Annotated in this window: 14 protein-coding genes; 6 read left to right on the top strand and 8 right to left on the bottom strand. The window is 43.6% G+C overall.

The features are described from left to right. Positions 1 to 116 precede the first annotated feature (116 nt). Positions 117 to 506, top strand: a complete 390-nt coding sequence (locus M301_RS04360; RefSeq protein ID WP_013147544.1) for a 4a-hydroxytetrahydrobiopterin dehydratase — start codon at positions 117 to 119, stop codon at positions 504 to 506. A 326-nt stretch (positions 507 to 832) separates the two neighbouring features. Here the strand turns inward: M301_RS04360 and M301_RS04355 are convergent, their stop codons facing one another. From M301_RS04355 to M301_RS04335, 5 genes are all read right to left on the bottom strand, one after another. Next, a complete protein-coding gene (locus M301_RS04355; RefSeq protein WP_013147543.1) occupies positions 833 to 1,732 on the bottom strand; it encodes a recombination-associated protein RdgC in 900 nt (299 codons plus the stop codon). A gap of 134 nt (positions 1,733 to 1,866) precedes the next feature. After that, complete coding sequence (locus M301_RS04350; RefSeq protein WP_013147542.1) at positions 1,867 to 2,739, bottom strand: DMT family transporter; 873 nt, start codon at positions 2,737 to 2,739, stop codon at positions 1,867 to 1,869. Positions 2,740 to 2,858: 119 nt separating this feature from the next. Beyond that, on the bottom strand, positions 2,859 to 3,152 hold the full coding sequence (locus M301_RS04345; RefSeq protein ID WP_013147541.1) for a DUF1330 domain-containing protein: 294 nt from the start codon (positions 3,150 to 3,152) through the stop codon (positions 2,859 to 2,861). Further along, the gene (locus M301_RS04340; RefSeq protein WP_013147540.1) at positions 3,149 to 3,841 is read right to left on the bottom strand and encodes a type 1 glutamine amidotransferase domain-containing protein; all 693 of its coding nucleotides are present in this window, start codon (positions 3,839 to 3,841) and stop codon (positions 3,149 to 3,151) included. The genes M301_RS04345 and M301_RS04340 overlap by 4 nt, the downstream gene beginning before the upstream one ends. Before the next feature lie 134 nt (positions 3,842 to 3,975). Then, entirely contained in the window at positions 3,976 to 4,569 is a 594-nt protein-coding gene (locus M301_RS04335) for a TetR/AcrR family transcriptional regulator (protein WP_013147539.1), read from the bottom strand. Between the two features lie 243 nt (positions 4,570 to 4,812). Here M301_RS04335 and M301_RS04330 point away from each other — a divergent pair, with 243 nt between their 5' ends. From M301_RS04330 to M301_RS04315, 4 genes are all read left to right on the top strand, one after another. After that, positions 4,813 to 5,316, top strand: coding sequence for a MarR family winged helix-turn-helix transcriptional regulator (locus M301_RS04330; RefSeq protein WP_013147538.1), 504 nt, complete (start codon positions 4,813 to 4,815; stop codon positions 5,314 to 5,316). 87 nt (positions 5,317 to 5,403) lie between these two features. Beyond that, positions 5,404 to 5,784 carry a YybH family protein gene (locus tag M301_RS04325; RefSeq protein WP_013147537.1) on the top strand — a complete coding sequence of 127 codons (381 nt, stop codon included), beginning with the start codon at positions 5,404 to 5,406 and terminating at the stop codon, positions 5,782 to 5,784. Between the two features lie 10 nt (positions 5,785 to 5,794). Beyond that, complete coding sequence (locus M301_RS04320) at positions 5,795 to 6,160, top strand: tautomerase family protein (RefSeq protein WP_013147536.1); 366 nt, start codon at positions 5,795 to 5,797, stop codon at positions 6,158 to 6,160. 9 nt (positions 6,161 to 6,169) lie between these two features. Continuing rightward, a complete protein-coding gene (locus M301_RS04315; protein ID WP_041359353.1) occupies positions 6,170 to 6,388 on the top strand; it encodes a hypothetical protein in 219 nt (72 codons plus the stop codon). 87 nt (positions 6,389 to 6,475) lie between these two features. Here the strand turns inward: M301_RS04315 and M301_RS04310 are convergent, their stop codons facing one another. The 3 genes from M301_RS04310 to M301_RS04300 are packed head-to-tail and all read right to left on the bottom strand — an operon-like array spanning position 6,476 to position 12,256. Further along, a complete protein-coding gene (locus M301_RS04310; protein ID WP_013147534.1) occupies positions 6,476 to 7,906 on the bottom strand; it encodes an efflux transporter outer membrane subunit in 1,431 nt (476 codons plus the stop codon). Next, on the bottom strand, positions 7,903 to 9,075 hold the full coding sequence (locus M301_RS04305) for an efflux RND transporter periplasmic adaptor subunit (RefSeq protein ID WP_013147533.1): 1,173 nt from the start codon (positions 9,073 to 9,075) through the stop codon (positions 7,903 to 7,905). The genes M301_RS04310 and M301_RS04305 overlap by 4 nt, the downstream gene beginning before the upstream one ends. Beyond that, the gene (locus M301_RS04300) at positions 9,065 to 12,256 is read right to left on the bottom strand and encodes an efflux RND transporter permease subunit (RefSeq protein ID WP_013147532.1); all 3,192 of its coding nucleotides are present in this window, start codon (positions 12,254 to 12,256) and stop codon (positions 9,065 to 9,067) included. Before M301_RS04300 ends, M301_RS04305 begins: the two co-directional genes overlap by 11 nt. Before the next feature lie 349 nt (positions 12,257 to 12,605). Here M301_RS04300 and M301_RS04295 point away from each other — a divergent pair, with 349 nt between their 5' ends. Then, the gene (locus M301_RS04295; RefSeq protein WP_013147531.1) at positions 12,606 to 13,454 is read left to right on the top strand and encodes a LysR family transcriptional regulator; all 849 of its coding nucleotides are present in this window, start codon (positions 12,606 to 12,608) and stop codon (positions 13,452 to 13,454) included. Positions 13,455 to 13,469 lie beyond the last annotated feature (15 nt).

The following is a 13,469-nucleotide window of genomic DNA, read 5'->3' as shown; positions in this document are numbered from 1 at the left end:
AGATTTAATAGAGCTTAAGATGACAAACTTTTTATCTTTTTTATGGTCTTAATGTTGCTGTAAATGCAAGAGTAATCATCTATTTTTATTAGGGAGAAGGTTGAGGAGAATATATCATGAACGTAATAAATTTAACTGCTAAAAAGTGCACGCCTTGCCAAGGTGGTGTTCCACCAATGACAGCTGATGTTGCAAAAATGTATCTGACTGAAGCCCACGATTGGGAGTTACGTGACAACTCGACCAAGTTGAAACGTACTTTCAAATTCCATAACTTTGAAGATGCAATGAGGTTCGCTCAACGTGTTGGTAAGTTATGTGAAATTGAAGGCCATCATCCTGACCTGATGATAGGCTGGGGTTACTGTAGAGTTGAGTTTCAAACACATAAAATTAATGGTCTGCACGAAAATGACTTCATAATGGCCGCTAAAGTTAATCGCTTGTTAGAGCTTGTTAGCGACAGCAGGGATAAATCCGACCATGATCTCAAAGCAGCTCATTAAAATTATGAGGCGGCCTATGCCACGAGAATACTCCTCTGCGCTTAATCGGAAGTGGATACAGGGCTATAAGCTTGCTTAATACCTACTACAACTGAATAAATTTCAGATAAATGATGACCAATGTCAGCAATTGGCATCGGCTGTTCATTTATCTTTGCAAAGTGCCTACCTAATAGCGGCTATAGTTTTATCAAATAGTTGCATTGTTTCAGAGCTGACGCTTAGAATTGGAGCTACCGAACCACAAGGGATAGTCATACCCAAAAGAGATAATCAAAAGTTAGAGTGAAGTATCTACTTTCACAGCAACTAAATGGATGATTACCTTAAGAAATTCCAGCTTCGCCACCTAGCGCATTAGTCAAATCAGCAAGCATCTTAGCAAGCTCTCCTGTCATTAGCGTAAAGTCCAGTTCAAATAGCTCATCAGCATTTTCTGCCATTTCAGTAGATTCATTTTTGATAATATCTAAGAACTCAATCCGTTTGACTTGCATTTGCTCCGTCAGGACAAATGAAATTCTGTCATTCCAAGTTAAGCCTAGTCTAGTGACGCGTTTACCTGCAGCAATGTGCTTTAGAATCTCTTCACCTTCTAACTCATGATTGGCATAACGAATAGTCGCTTTGCTTTCACCTGTGGCACGAAGTTCCAATTCACGATCAATGGTAAAGCCTGCTGGTGGATTATTTCCAGCTAACCAGTCAGTCATCGCAGCCACTGGTGAAATTGCAGTATGCAATTGTTTGAACGGTAAATTATCTAGTGATTTATTCATCAACTCTAATAGCTCTTCTACTCTTGCTGACGAGGCTGCGTCTATGACCAGATAGCCATTCACTGTATCTAGCCATGCGTAAGTGGTACGCTGAAGCGAGAATGCTCTTGGTAGCAACTCCTCTGTGATGGACTCCTTAAGCTCTTTCATCTCTTTACGACCAACCTTATAACCTTGCTGAGCTTCAATCTCTGCCGCGCGCTCCTTGGCAAAGCGATTGATGATAGTGGTAGGCAGTAGCTTTTGCTCTACACCTAAAGCAAAAAGTATCTGCTTATTCACACTGTGAACTAGCTTCTCACTGTGACAAGGAACCCAGCCGCGGCTTTGTTTATCAAGACCACTACAAGGTAATAGTGGTCTTAAAGTAAGTTCTTCATTAAGAACATCGGGAGTAATAGAGTTTTGTGAAGCTAGGCGATAAATGAAGGCGTTTTTAAACCACATTGGAAAAGGTGCTCGAAAAAAAAAAGCTGATTATACGGATGAACTGCTTTGGTTGAAGCAACTTGTTGCAAAAAAATATACGCACTTCAGCACGAGTTAAATCCAATAAATTTAAATCATAATTATTCTGCCATCTAGGCAGATGTTGATTTTGTTTGAGAAAATGAACTAAAAGTCACCGCGCTAATGACTAAGATGGCGCCTAATATCTGCGCATGATTCGGCGGTATGCTTTCAATTGTTGCGATGACCATTGAAGTGACTGGGACTAGATTCATAAAAATTGCAGCTTTTGATAACCCTAGTTTTGCAATACTCGCGTTCCAGAAAAGATAAGCCAAGACCCCTCCTCCAACCGTCATCATGATCAGTGATGCACCTGTAGTGACTGTGGGAACGATAAAACTATCACCATGCAAGATTGCCGCAAGGCTTAATGCCATTGCGCCTATTGTCATAATGCCTGCCGTATTTGCTATTCCGCTTACATTCTTAGGCATCATTTTACGCACCAGCACGTTATAGAGCGCCCAGCTTAAATTGGCTACGAAGATGTAAAGGTCTCCAGTCGAGATTTTTAGGTACGCGCCTGCACCAAGCACAACGATAGCGACACCTGCGACCCCAATGGGAAATGCAATCAACTGTCGTTTTGATGGTATTTCATTCAGAATTAGATAAGCTAGAATAGCTGTCAATAAAGGGTTTAACGCCATTATTAGGGCACCATTGACAGCAGAGGTTGTTTCCATTCCAAGAAAGAAAAAGAGATTGAATCCAAAAACGCCTACAACGCCCAAGGTTAAATAAGTTCTGAAGTATCTTAATGGGACTGTCTCTTTTCTCATCTGGGTAATTAGTAGCATGATGGCTGCAGCCAAAATATAGCGGCTAGCGCCTGCAACATAAGGACCCATCTCGGCCACAACAGGTTTAGCTAAATTGAAATTCGCTCCCCAAAATACTGCTGCCATCGTAGCCATCAGGTAAGTGTTGATATTGCGCATAATTTATTGTCCGTAACGCTTTGAAAAAATTGTAATCACTGAAAAGTGTTGGGGGTAGGCTGCAGCAAGATAAATATGATTTTATACTCGCTGCGACCATACAAAAATATGAAAGATTGTTAACCCTCCACTCCCTCAACTATTAAAACACTGTACTTAGCACCCTTGTGGCGATGTTTTACAGCTTCTTGATATTTGGCACTGTGATACCAATTCTGAGCATCTTTGGTTGTTGGAAATTGATGAATCAAACAACCTTCTACATTTGCACCTTCTAGAACTTCCAAGGCACCATATCTAACCAAAGGAGTAATTTCATGCCCTTCTCGTGCTAACGTGGCTAGCTTGGCATACTGAGTCATTTCTGCTTGATCCAATGTACGCTCTCGTATCATGACGACATAGGCACTCATTGTCGGACACTTTCACTGATGAGAAGTAAGAGCTGTTTAGCTGCTTCTGCAGAAGAGGCAGGATTTTGCCCGGTAATAAGATTACCGTCCTTGACAACATAAGATGCCCAATCAGAAGCGCTAGAATACTGCCCACCCTTATTGATGAGTTCGTCTTCTACCAAGAATGGCACAATTTCTGTTAATCCAACTGCGGCTTCCTCTGAGTTTTTGAAGCCAGTCACTTTCTTGCCCTGCACCACTGGCGTGCCATCTGTATTCTTAACGTGCCTTAAAACACCAGGCGCATGACAAACCAACGCTAAAGGTTTATTACTAGCTAATGCGCTGGCTAGCAAATTGATAGAGTTTCCATCTTCAGCCAGATCCCATAATGGTCCATGACCGCCTGGATAAAATACCGCATCGAAATCGTCAAGACTTATCGATTGCAGAGATACGGTGCTGGCAAGTGCAGATTGCGCCTCTGTATCAGCTTCAAACCTATGTGTAGCCTCAGTTTGAAAGTCAGGCTCATTACTTTTAGGGTCTAGCGGTGGTTGGCCTCCCTTAGGCGATGCTAAAACAACCTCAGCACCAGCATCCTTAAATACATAGTATGGAGCTGCAAGCTCTTCTAGCCAAAATCCTGTTTTACGACCGGTTTGACCCAATTGGTCGTGTGAAGTTAATACTGTAAGAATTTTCATGTGATAGCACCTTTAAAAAAGTTGGGATAACTAGATACTTCCGATCCACCCAACAATTAGACCAGTCGTATATTGTTCAATTAAAAAAATATTCAAGCTAAGAATATTTAATTTGAACAAGTGAATGTTGTTTATTACAAATGCAAAATCTTTCTTGTTGCAGCCATCGCATTGTTCATGGGATCAATACTTCGAGTAATCTTAGCCATTAAACTCGCGCCTAGCCACATCTGGTAAAGTGTCTGAGCCAAACTGTTAGCATCGGCCTCAATATTCAATGAGCCATCTGCCATTCCGCCATCAATCACACCAGCCAATCGACTTATAATTCCTAAAGTACCTGATTTAAGCGCCAATCGCATGGCTTCAGACAAGTCAGACACCTCAGCAGCTAATTTAACTGCCAAGCACTTACCTTGGCAATCGAAGGTCTCTTGTGACGTTAACCAGTGTTCCCAGTAGTTCAAAAGACGCTGAGCCATTGTTTGATTCTCGGCACTAAAAATTGTGTCCATAGTTGCGAGATACTCTTCAAAATAATTCTGCAGCATGGCTTCGCCAAATGCGTCCTTGGATTTAAAGTAATAATAGAATGACCCTTTAGGAACGTCAGCAGCAGTCAATATCTCGTTGAGACCAACAGCAGAATAACCTTTCCTGCTAATAATCTTCTGAGCAGTTTCTAGTGTGTGCTGGCGAACATCAAGATTGTTATTTTCAGTATTCATATGATCACATTATCAACTAGTAGACCAGTTGTCTAGTAATTTTTTATCAGTATATAAATTTTTTATTATCAAGAATTAAAAATCCATTTAATTTAGGGCATCAGATATATATAGAAAATGCCGTTGGCATATACAAAAATTAGACAACTTTAAGGCGGATACTAAATAGCTTGCTTATCGAGCCAGGTCAGAAGAGTATTTAATAGCCATTGACAATAGTTAGCCAGCTAACTAAAATAACTTATGCTTCAATTAAAAGACCTTCCAGACGCAAAAGTCCTCAAAAAATTCGCTGAGAGATATGAAGATGTTGACTCACTCTCAGTGACTCACTTTTTGAACATTCTTCGTATCGGTACCGAACTTGCTGAATCTTTAGATCGCTTTCTTGCAACGCATGGATTGCTACAAGGCAGATGGTGGGTGCTTGTTTTACTTATGCGTGAAGATGACCTGACTTCCACTCCATCGGAGCTTGCTGATAAGGCCGGAGTTAGTAGAGCCACTATGAGCGGTCTAATTAACGGCTTGTTGCGAGATGGCTTAGTCGCGCGTCAGGAAGATAACAAAGACCGCAGAAGCTACTCTATTCGGCTTACTGCTGCAGGACAGGACAAACTCGATGAAGTCATGCCAGATTATTACCCACGCGTCAAAAAGATGATGAGTGCTATTCCAGAGCCACAGAGAGAAGAGTTGCTAAAGCAGCTATTACTATTGAAAGAGCAAAGCAAAGTATTCGATTAACTTTTTTTTGACCATATAGTTAGCCAGCTAATTAATTTGCAATTGTACGGTATTATTTAAAATTTTTTTAACCTTAAGGAGATACAAATGAACAATAGATTAATCATTGAAGCAGCTAATGCTGAATGGAACAAAGCACTTAATAGTGGTAATGTTAAGGACTTAGCAGCACTTTACACAGAAAATGCCATACTATCTCCAGGAAATGGAGTGCCTCTAGTAGGTCGTGCTGAAATCGCAAATCTATTTAAAGGCTTTGTTGATGCTGGAGTCCACAACCACACGTTAGAAATTATCGAAGCTGGCGGCTCTGGCAAAATAATTTATCAGGTTGCCAGATGGAGTGCTCAAGGTGCAGAAGCCAACGGTGAAACTCCATCATTTGGCGGCATCACTACAAGCGTATTTGAGTTAAGTGCAGATGGTCATTGGTTAGCTCGTACACATGTTTGGAACGTAAACCAATAGGAGAAAAATCATGCCTCTCGTGAACATTTCGATACTTAAGGGTAAATCGCCTGAATACATTAAGGCGGTTGCTGATGGAGTCAATTCAGCGGTAATTGAAACCATGAACTTTCCTGACGACGACCGTTATCAGATTATCCATCAACTCGATCCAGAATGCCTGCAGTTGCAGACCCGTGAAGGTGATCTAGTGATGATGCATTTGGTCATGAGAGCAGGTCGCTCAAACAAATCTAAACAAGCTTTCTACAAAAAAGTAACTGAGAATCTAGCAGCAAACCCCGGCATTCCTGCAGCAAATGTGTTGATTACCATCACCGAAAACCACGATATCGACTGGTCATTTAGCGACGGTGTTGCACAATTTGTTGTTTGAATATGAGTAATGATGATTTTTAAAAAACATCGCTTGAAACGATTGGTTGTAGGTTGGATTGCTTTATATCCAACCCTACTAATCATACTATTTCTGCTGAGCGGCATTACACGCTACTTATCGATTCCACTAGCAACATTGGTGGAAGTGATTGTCATCGTTCCAGTGACACAATTGCTTGCTTATCCAATCGCAGAAAAAATATTTGCAAAATGGTTGTCTAGCTGATCAATTAACAAATGTGTTCATTAGCAGCAACATCAATTTCCATGGCAGCTGAGCCTGAGCCGCAAGCCCTGAAGTCACCACTCACAGCTAGGATCCAGACCAACCACCACCTAAAGCTCTAATTAACTGAATGCTGGCACGCAATTGCCTTGTATTGAGGTCTAATGAATCACGCTGAGTTTGTAAGGTTAATGCTTGCGAAGTTGCTACTTCCAAATAGCTAGCAGCGCCCGCACGATAACGACTCAGTGCAAAATCTAGAGACTTTTGTGCAGCAGCGGCAGCAGACTGTTGAAAGTCGGCAGCGAGTTTGTAATGATTTAGCAAGGCTAGATTATCTTCCACTTGCTGAAATGCACTGAGTACCACACTGCGGTATCTTGCACCAGACTCATCCAATGCTGCTTCAGCTTGCTTAACCTGCGCTTTACGTTTACCAGCATCAAATAAGTTAAGTAGCAATGACGGTCCAATAGACCAGAAAGTATTCGGTGCCGCTATCCAGTTACCCGCAGTGTCACTCTGAAAACCAATGATGCCGCTTAAAGTAAGGCTAGGGAAAAATGCTGCGCGTGCCACACCAATACTGGCATTATCTGCCGCCACGCGACGTTGCGCTGCTGCAATGTCTGGTCTGCGCTGTAGTAAATCAGACGGAACACCTAAAGGAATCTCCGGCACAGGTATTTCGGCTGTAGTGATTGCAATGCTGAAGCTAGACACTGAAACGCCTACGAGTGCAGCAATGGCGTGTTCGGTGATTGCACGTTGCGCTAATGCTTGTTCTACCTGAGACTGTGCAGTATCTCGCTGCGTTTGCGCACGTGCTACATCCAAGCCGGGCGCAATGCCGCCATCATGCCTTGCTTTGGTGAGATCCAGGCTTTTCTGGTTAGCGGCAACAGTGTCTTTCAATAGGGCTATCTGCTTATCCAAACCGCGCAGAATCACATAATTTTCGGCCAATTGCGCTTGCAAGCTTAATCGTACTGACTCAAGATCCGCCTGTGCAGCTTCGGCAGTAGCTTTACCAGCTGATACTTGATTACTCACGCGTTGCCATAAATCAACTTCGTAATCTGCTTGCACGCCTATGGTGTAAGAACTGTATTCACTATTACTGGCAGACCCGCGTAATGGCTTGTTATCCGATTGGCGGTTACGCTGCGCATTGGCGTTGCCAGTTAATGATGGAAACAAGCCGGAACGCAATTGGTCGCTGTAAGCCTGAGCTTGTTTATAATGCGCCACTGCCGCTGCAAGATCTGGATTATTGGTAATTAGTTTTTGTTGTAAATCATCTAATTGCGGGTCAGCAAACAATTTCCACCAAGGCCCACGCGATAACTCATCGGCAGGTCGTGCAGGCATCCAAGGCGCAGTTTCTTTGTAGTTCTGCGCAACTGGCACTTCAGGCGTTTTTAGTTCGGGTGCAAGCGAGCATGCATTGATAAAACTGGTACTGATAAAAAGTACCGAAACCAATAAAGAAATTTTAGTTATTTTTAATGCCCTCATTTTTTATCGCTTTTGTTACTATTGTCCGCAACGTTCACTTGGTCGCCATCGGCAATGCCATCTGGTGGGTTCTCAACTACACGGTCAGTGGCTTCTATACCTGAATGAATTTCGATTTGTTTGCCAAGATCTCGAGCAATGGTAATTGTTTTCACAGTCACCTTATTATCTGCCCCTACAGTTGCAACACGCAAACCTGATTGGTCAAAAATCAGCGCACTCGCAGGCACACTAAGTACTGTTTTATTGGTAGGCAAATCTAGACTTACATTGGCAAAACCACCCGGTAGTAATTCACCGCCAGCATTGTTTACTGCAAGTTGAACCAAGGTCGTGCCTGAAGCTACATCAATAGAACCAGAAGTCGACTCTACTGTAGCCGTGTAGGTTTTATCTTGATGCTCTGGCACCGTTATTTTCGCTTTAGTACCTTGCTTGATGCTAGCAACATAATTTTGCGGCACATTGACATATAAACGTAATTTACGCGTATCAGAAATCTCAAACAATGCAGGACCCGAGCCGCCACCTGCATTAATCAGAGCACCAGTATCTGTATTACGTGCAGTCACCGTACCATTGAATGGCGATACGATACGTGCAAAACCTTTAAGCGCAAGTAAACGGTCCACATTCGCTTGCGAAGCTTTCACCATGGCTTGTTTGCTGGCGTAATCACCTGATTTGTCATCAACTTCTTGTTTTGACACAGAGTCCGTTACCAGCATTTCTTGCCAGCGTTTTGCAGTGGTAGCCGCCAAGCCCACATTCGCTTGGGTGCTGGCTAAGTCAGCTCGCGCTTGCAGTAATTGCTGATCTAAATCTGGCGTTTCGATCTCTGCCAATAACTGCCCTGTTGTCACTTTAGTGCCAATATCGGCTTTCCAACTTTTTAGGTAGCCACTCACGCGTGCATAAATAGGCGCACGTGCGTAAGCTTCAAAGCGGCCTGGCAAATCAAGACTGGAGCCATCGTCTGCGCCACCTGGTAGCCCTACGCTGACCGTAGGCACGGCTTGTTTATCTGTCCACGCTTTAAGACTAGTATTGTTATTGGCACGAGTCGTCACCCCTGTTACTACGATGACAGCGGCAACAATAACCGCCACAATGCCACTAATGCGCAAGGTGTGATGTGATATGCCAGAAGCTTTATTGTCAGGCTGCATGAAATTCTCCAATTGGATCAGGTACAGATTGTTTGTTGTAGCGTCTATGTACGATGCTAAATACGACAGGAACGAAGATTAAGGTAGCGATTGTGGCAAATACCAAACCGCCAATCACCGCACGACCTAGCGGTGCGTTTTGTTCACCACCCTCGCCTAAGCCCAGCGCCATTGGCGCCATGCCAATAATCATCGCCAGCGCAGTCATCAACACTGGACGGAAGCGCACGAAGCCTGCATCAATCGCAGCGGCAGTTGCGTCACCTAATTGCTCTAAACGCTCACGTGCAAAGCTAATCACCAGCACGCTGTTTGCTGTTGCCACACCCATACACATGATGGCACCAGTCAAAGCTGGAACTGATAGTGGCGTAAATGTAGCAAACAGCATCCATACAATGCCAGCGAGTGCCGCAGGTAATGCCGTAATAATCACAAATGGATCACTCCAAGACTGGAAATTGACCACAATCAGCAAGTAAATCAGCACAATAGCGCCTAACAAACCAAATAGCAGGCCAGCAAAAGCACTATCCATGGTTTTGACTTGACCAACCAGTGCAACAGTTGCACCTTTCGGCACTTGGTCAGCAGTATCCGCGATAATTTTACGAATATCCTTGGCGACTGCACCTAAGTCTCTATCCTGCGTTGTGGCATTGATTTGTACCATAGCCTGAATATCGTACTGGCTCACTACGGCATTACCCGTATTGCGTTTAAACGTAGCTAAAGCACCTAATGTTTGCGGTGCGTTACCAGCACTGCTGATAGGCAGGTTAGCCAAAGCGTTCAGGCTATCCAAACGATATTGCGGCGTTTGCAATACGATAGGATAAGAAACGCCATTGCTCGGATTCAACCAATATGTAGGCGAAACTTGTGAGCTACCGGCAAGATTGACTACCAGACTATTGGTCACATCTCTCGTGCTAATGCCTACCTCTTGTGAACGCGTACGATCTATATTGATGTCAAACACTGGATTGGCACGTGACTGCTGGATACGTGCATCGACCACACCGGGAATCACGCGAATTTTGGCTAATAGCTTATTGGCGTAATCAAAGTTATCAGCCAATTTTCCACCACGTATCTGCAAATCAATCGGTGCTGGTGAGCCAAAATTCAATATCTGGCTCACAATATCCGCTGGCGGGAATGAGAAGGTAGTGCCAGGAAACTGCTTAGGCAACACTTCACGCAATTGACGCACATAGTCCGCAGTTGGCTTGTGTCCTTCTTTAAGCGCAATCTGTATGTCGCCATCCTGCGCACCAATCAAACCTGTATTGTTGTAGGTCATGTTAATACTACTGATGGGGATACCGATGTTATCCACAATCGTAGCAATCTCTTCAGCAGGGATCACTTTTTTAATAGCCGACTGTATTACGGCAAATCGTGCAGCAGTATCTTCCACACGCGTACCTACCGGCACACGCGCATGCATGAGTATCTGCCCGCCATCCACCGCTGGGAAAAAGTTACGCCCTAGGAATGGAATCAACAAGAATGACAACATCACTACAGCTAAGAAGCCAAACACGAAAATTCGACGATGTGCTACTGCCATCTCTAGCACGCCTTTATAGCCTGCACGGAAACGCTCAAAGCGTGCTTCGAAACCACGTTGAAAATGCACTAAAGGGTTACGAGTAGGTACCGTTACCGTGCCATGTTCATTGGTATGTGGCGCGTGTTTTTCTAGTAAATAATTCGCCATTGTTGGTACTAAGGTACGTGACAAAATAAACGAACTCACCATAGCGAACATCACAGCTTCCGCCATTGGTACGAATAAGAAGCGCGACACGCCTTCTAAAAAGAACATCGGTACGAATACGATACAAATACACAATAGCGACACAAAGGCCGGTGTCACAATCTGCGCCGCACCGTCCAAGATGGATTCTTCAACTTCTTTGCCTTGTTCCAAGTGCCAGTTGATATTCTCAATGGTCACCGTAGCATCATCCACCAATATCCCCACGGCAAGCGCCAAGCCACCTAAGGTCATGATATTGAGCGTTTCTCCAATAGCAGAAAGACCAATAATGGCGCCTAGAATAGAAAGCGGAATTGAAGTCGCAATAATCAGCGTAGAACGCCAGCTACCCAAAAACAGCAATATCATCAAACTGGTCAACACACCGGCGAGAGCGCCTTCAAAAGCCACGCCGCTAATTGCAGCACGTACAAATATTGACTGGTCGTTAATAGGCGCAGCAACCAAATTATCTGGCAGGCTAGACTTGATTTCTGCGAGTTTGTCTTTAACGCCAGAAACAATAGACAGCGTAGATGTTGCACCATTTTTAAGAATGGACATCAACACTGAACGGCCACCATCCACATGTACGATGTTGGTTTGCGGCGGGTTACCATCACGCACATGCGCAACATCACGAATATAAACCGTAGCGCCATTCACCACCTTAACTGGCAGATTACCTAAATCTTCAATCGCAGCAGCAGAGTTATTGAGATGTAGCGTATATTCAAAGCTACCTATTTTTTGCGTACCCACCGGCAATATCAAATTATGCGCAGCCAAGGCATTGGCTACATCTTGCGCAGAAAGTCCACGTGCTTGAATAGCTGATGGATCAAGATCAATTTGCACTTGACGACTTTTACCACCAAATGGAAACGGTACCGCAGCACCTGGCACCGTCACCAAACGGGTACGAATCACATTTAAGCCAAGGTCAGCCAGATTCTGCTCAGTCATACCTTTACCAGACAATGCGATTTGCAAGATTGGCACTGTAGAAGCACTGTAATTCAGAATCAGCGGTGGCGTTGTGCCCGTAGGCATCTGCTTAATCACTACTTGTGAAATTGCTGAAACCTGCGCATTAGCAGTAGCCACGTTAACACCTGGCTGGAAGAAAATCTTAACAATACCAAAGCCTGTGTAAGAGTTGGCCTCAATATGCTCAATATCGTTTACAGTCGTGGTCAATACCCGCTCATAAAGCGTAGTGATACGCCCAGCCATTTCGTCTGGTGGCAATCCGTTGTACTGCCAAGCCACAGCAATAACTGGAATGCGAATCTCAGGGAAAATATCAACAGGGCTACGTAACGCAGCCAGTGAGCCAACGATGAGCAACAATAATGCCATCACCACGAAGGTATAAGGGCGTTTTAAGGCAATACTTACTACATTAAACATAGTGACTTTCAACTAATATTGTTATTGGTGACACATAGATATCAACATAATATTGATTATCAGCTGATAATTTCAGCCAATAACAATTAATGTCAAAATTTACTACGCACTACATGACTTGGAATCTTACCGAGACAACACCAATTTAGGCATATGTTGGTAGCGCTGATTTTATGGATCTACATTGAATATCTAAAATTCTAGCTTACTGTAATAATGCATCATGTACAATTCCTCATACATACACATTACATGTGAAAAAATTCACATGTAATGTGCTTTTTAATATTAAAACAGATTGATGAAAATTTGATACCCGGTCAACTAATTATGCTTAAGTGGAAAATTAATGTTTGATTGGGAAGATTTACGATATTTTGCAGTTTTTGCTAGAGAAAAGTCACTCTCTGCGGCGGCTCGACAGCTCAAGGTCGATCATGCAACCATTGCACGTCGAATCACTGCGCTAGAGACCTCTTTAAACCTAAAGTTAGTAGACAGGCGGCCTCGTTCTTACCTACTTACCGATAATGGCAAACACATTGCTGCTTTGGGCGCAAAAATGGAAGACGAAGCTTTCGCAGTTGGGCGTGCTGCTATGGCTGGACAACTTGATTTAACAGGTGAAGTTTCTGTCAGTGCACCACCGACCATGGCAAATGCCTTGATAGCACCTCACCTAGGTAAACTGCGCCGCCAGTACCCAGGGATTCATATCAGACTGATTGGAGAAACGCGTATAGCTTCATTGCTACATAGGGAGAGTGATATTGCTGTACGCATGTTCCAGCCAACCGAGAACAATTTAGTTGCCCGTAAAGTTGGGTCGATGAGTTTCTCTATGTATGCATCAATTGACTACTTATCAACAACTCCACCAGAAAACTACACCTTTATTGCCTTTGATAGAAGTATGGAAAATATTATCCAGCAAAAATGGCTTAAAGAATTCGCCAATACTAGACCGATCGTACTGCGTACTTTTGACCTTGAAACGCAAAGAATCGCAGCAATGCGAGGTGTAGGGGTTGCCGCGCTACCTTACTATGTTGCAAATCGTGAGCCTGGCTTAAAGCTTCTAGATATTGAAAGCAACATGCTGATTAATGATATATGGCTAGTAGTTCATAACGATCTACGAAACGTACCCGCAGTTCGCGCCGTATTGGATTTTTTGGTTGAGTGCTTCAAAACTTAAAGCCTATATAAAAGA

It is taken from the genome of Methylotenera versatilis 301 (assembly GCF_000093025.1).
Classification (GTDB): Bacteria; Pseudomonadota; Gammaproteobacteria; order Burkholderiales; family Methylophilaceae; genus Methylotenera; species Methylotenera versatilis.
The sequence above is the reverse complement of the archived record's forward strand: the minus strand, read 5'-3'. Positions and strand labels throughout refer to the sequence as shown.

Bases quoted from the DNA above. Each gene is read 5' to 3' on its own strand.
- M301_RS04315 (WP_041359353.1), top strand. From the start codon at position 6,170: ATGATGATTTTTAAAAAACATCGCTTGAAACGATTGGTTGTAGGTTGG.
- M301_RS04330 (WP_013147538.1), top strand. From the start codon at position 4,813: ATGCTTCAATTAAAAGACCTTCCAGACGCAAAAGTCCTCAAAAAATTC.
- M301_RS04355 (WP_013147543.1), bottom strand. From the start codon at position 1,732: ATGTGGTTTAAAAACGCCTTCATTTATCGCCTAGCTTCACAAAACTCT.
- M301_RS04320 (WP_013147536.1), top strand. From the start codon at position 5,795: ATGCCTCTCGTGAACATTTCGATACTTAAGGGTAAATCGCCTGAATAC.
- M301_RS04310 (WP_013147534.1), bottom strand. From the start codon at position 7,906: ATGAGGGCATTAAAAATAACTAAAATTTCTTTATTGGTTTCGGTACTT.
- M301_RS04340 (WP_013147540.1), bottom strand. From the start codon at position 3,841: ATGAAAATTCTTACAGTATTAACTTCACACGACCAATTGGGTCAAACC.
- M301_RS04305 (WP_013147533.1), bottom strand. From the start codon at position 9,075: ATGCAGCCTGACAATAAAGCTTCTGGCATATCACATCACACCTTGCGC.
- M301_RS04300 (WP_013147532.1), bottom strand. From the start codon at position 12,256: ATGTTTAATGTAGTAAGTATTGCCTTAAAACGCCCTTATACCTTCGTG.
- M301_RS04345 (WP_013147541.1), bottom strand. From the start codon at position 3,152: ATGAGTGCCTATGTCGTCATGATACGAGAGCGTACATTGGATCAAGCA.
- M301_RS04360 (WP_013147544.1), top strand. From the start codon at position 117: ATGAACGTAATAAATTTAACTGCTAAAAAGTGCACGCCTTGCCAAGGT.
- M301_RS04325 (WP_013147537.1), top strand. From the start codon at position 5,404: ATGAACAATAGATTAATCATTGAAGCAGCTAATGCTGAATGGAACAAA.
- M301_RS04350 (WP_013147542.1), bottom strand. From the start codon at position 2,739: ATGCGCAATATCAACACTTACCTGATGGCTACGATGGCAGCAGTATTT.
- M301_RS04295 (WP_013147531.1), top strand. From the start codon at position 12,606: ATGTTTGATTGGGAAGATTTACGATATTTTGCAGTTTTTGCTAGAGAA.
- M301_RS04335 (WP_013147539.1), bottom strand. From the start codon at position 4,569: ATGAATACTGAAAATAACAATCTTGATGTTCGCCAGCACACACTAGAA.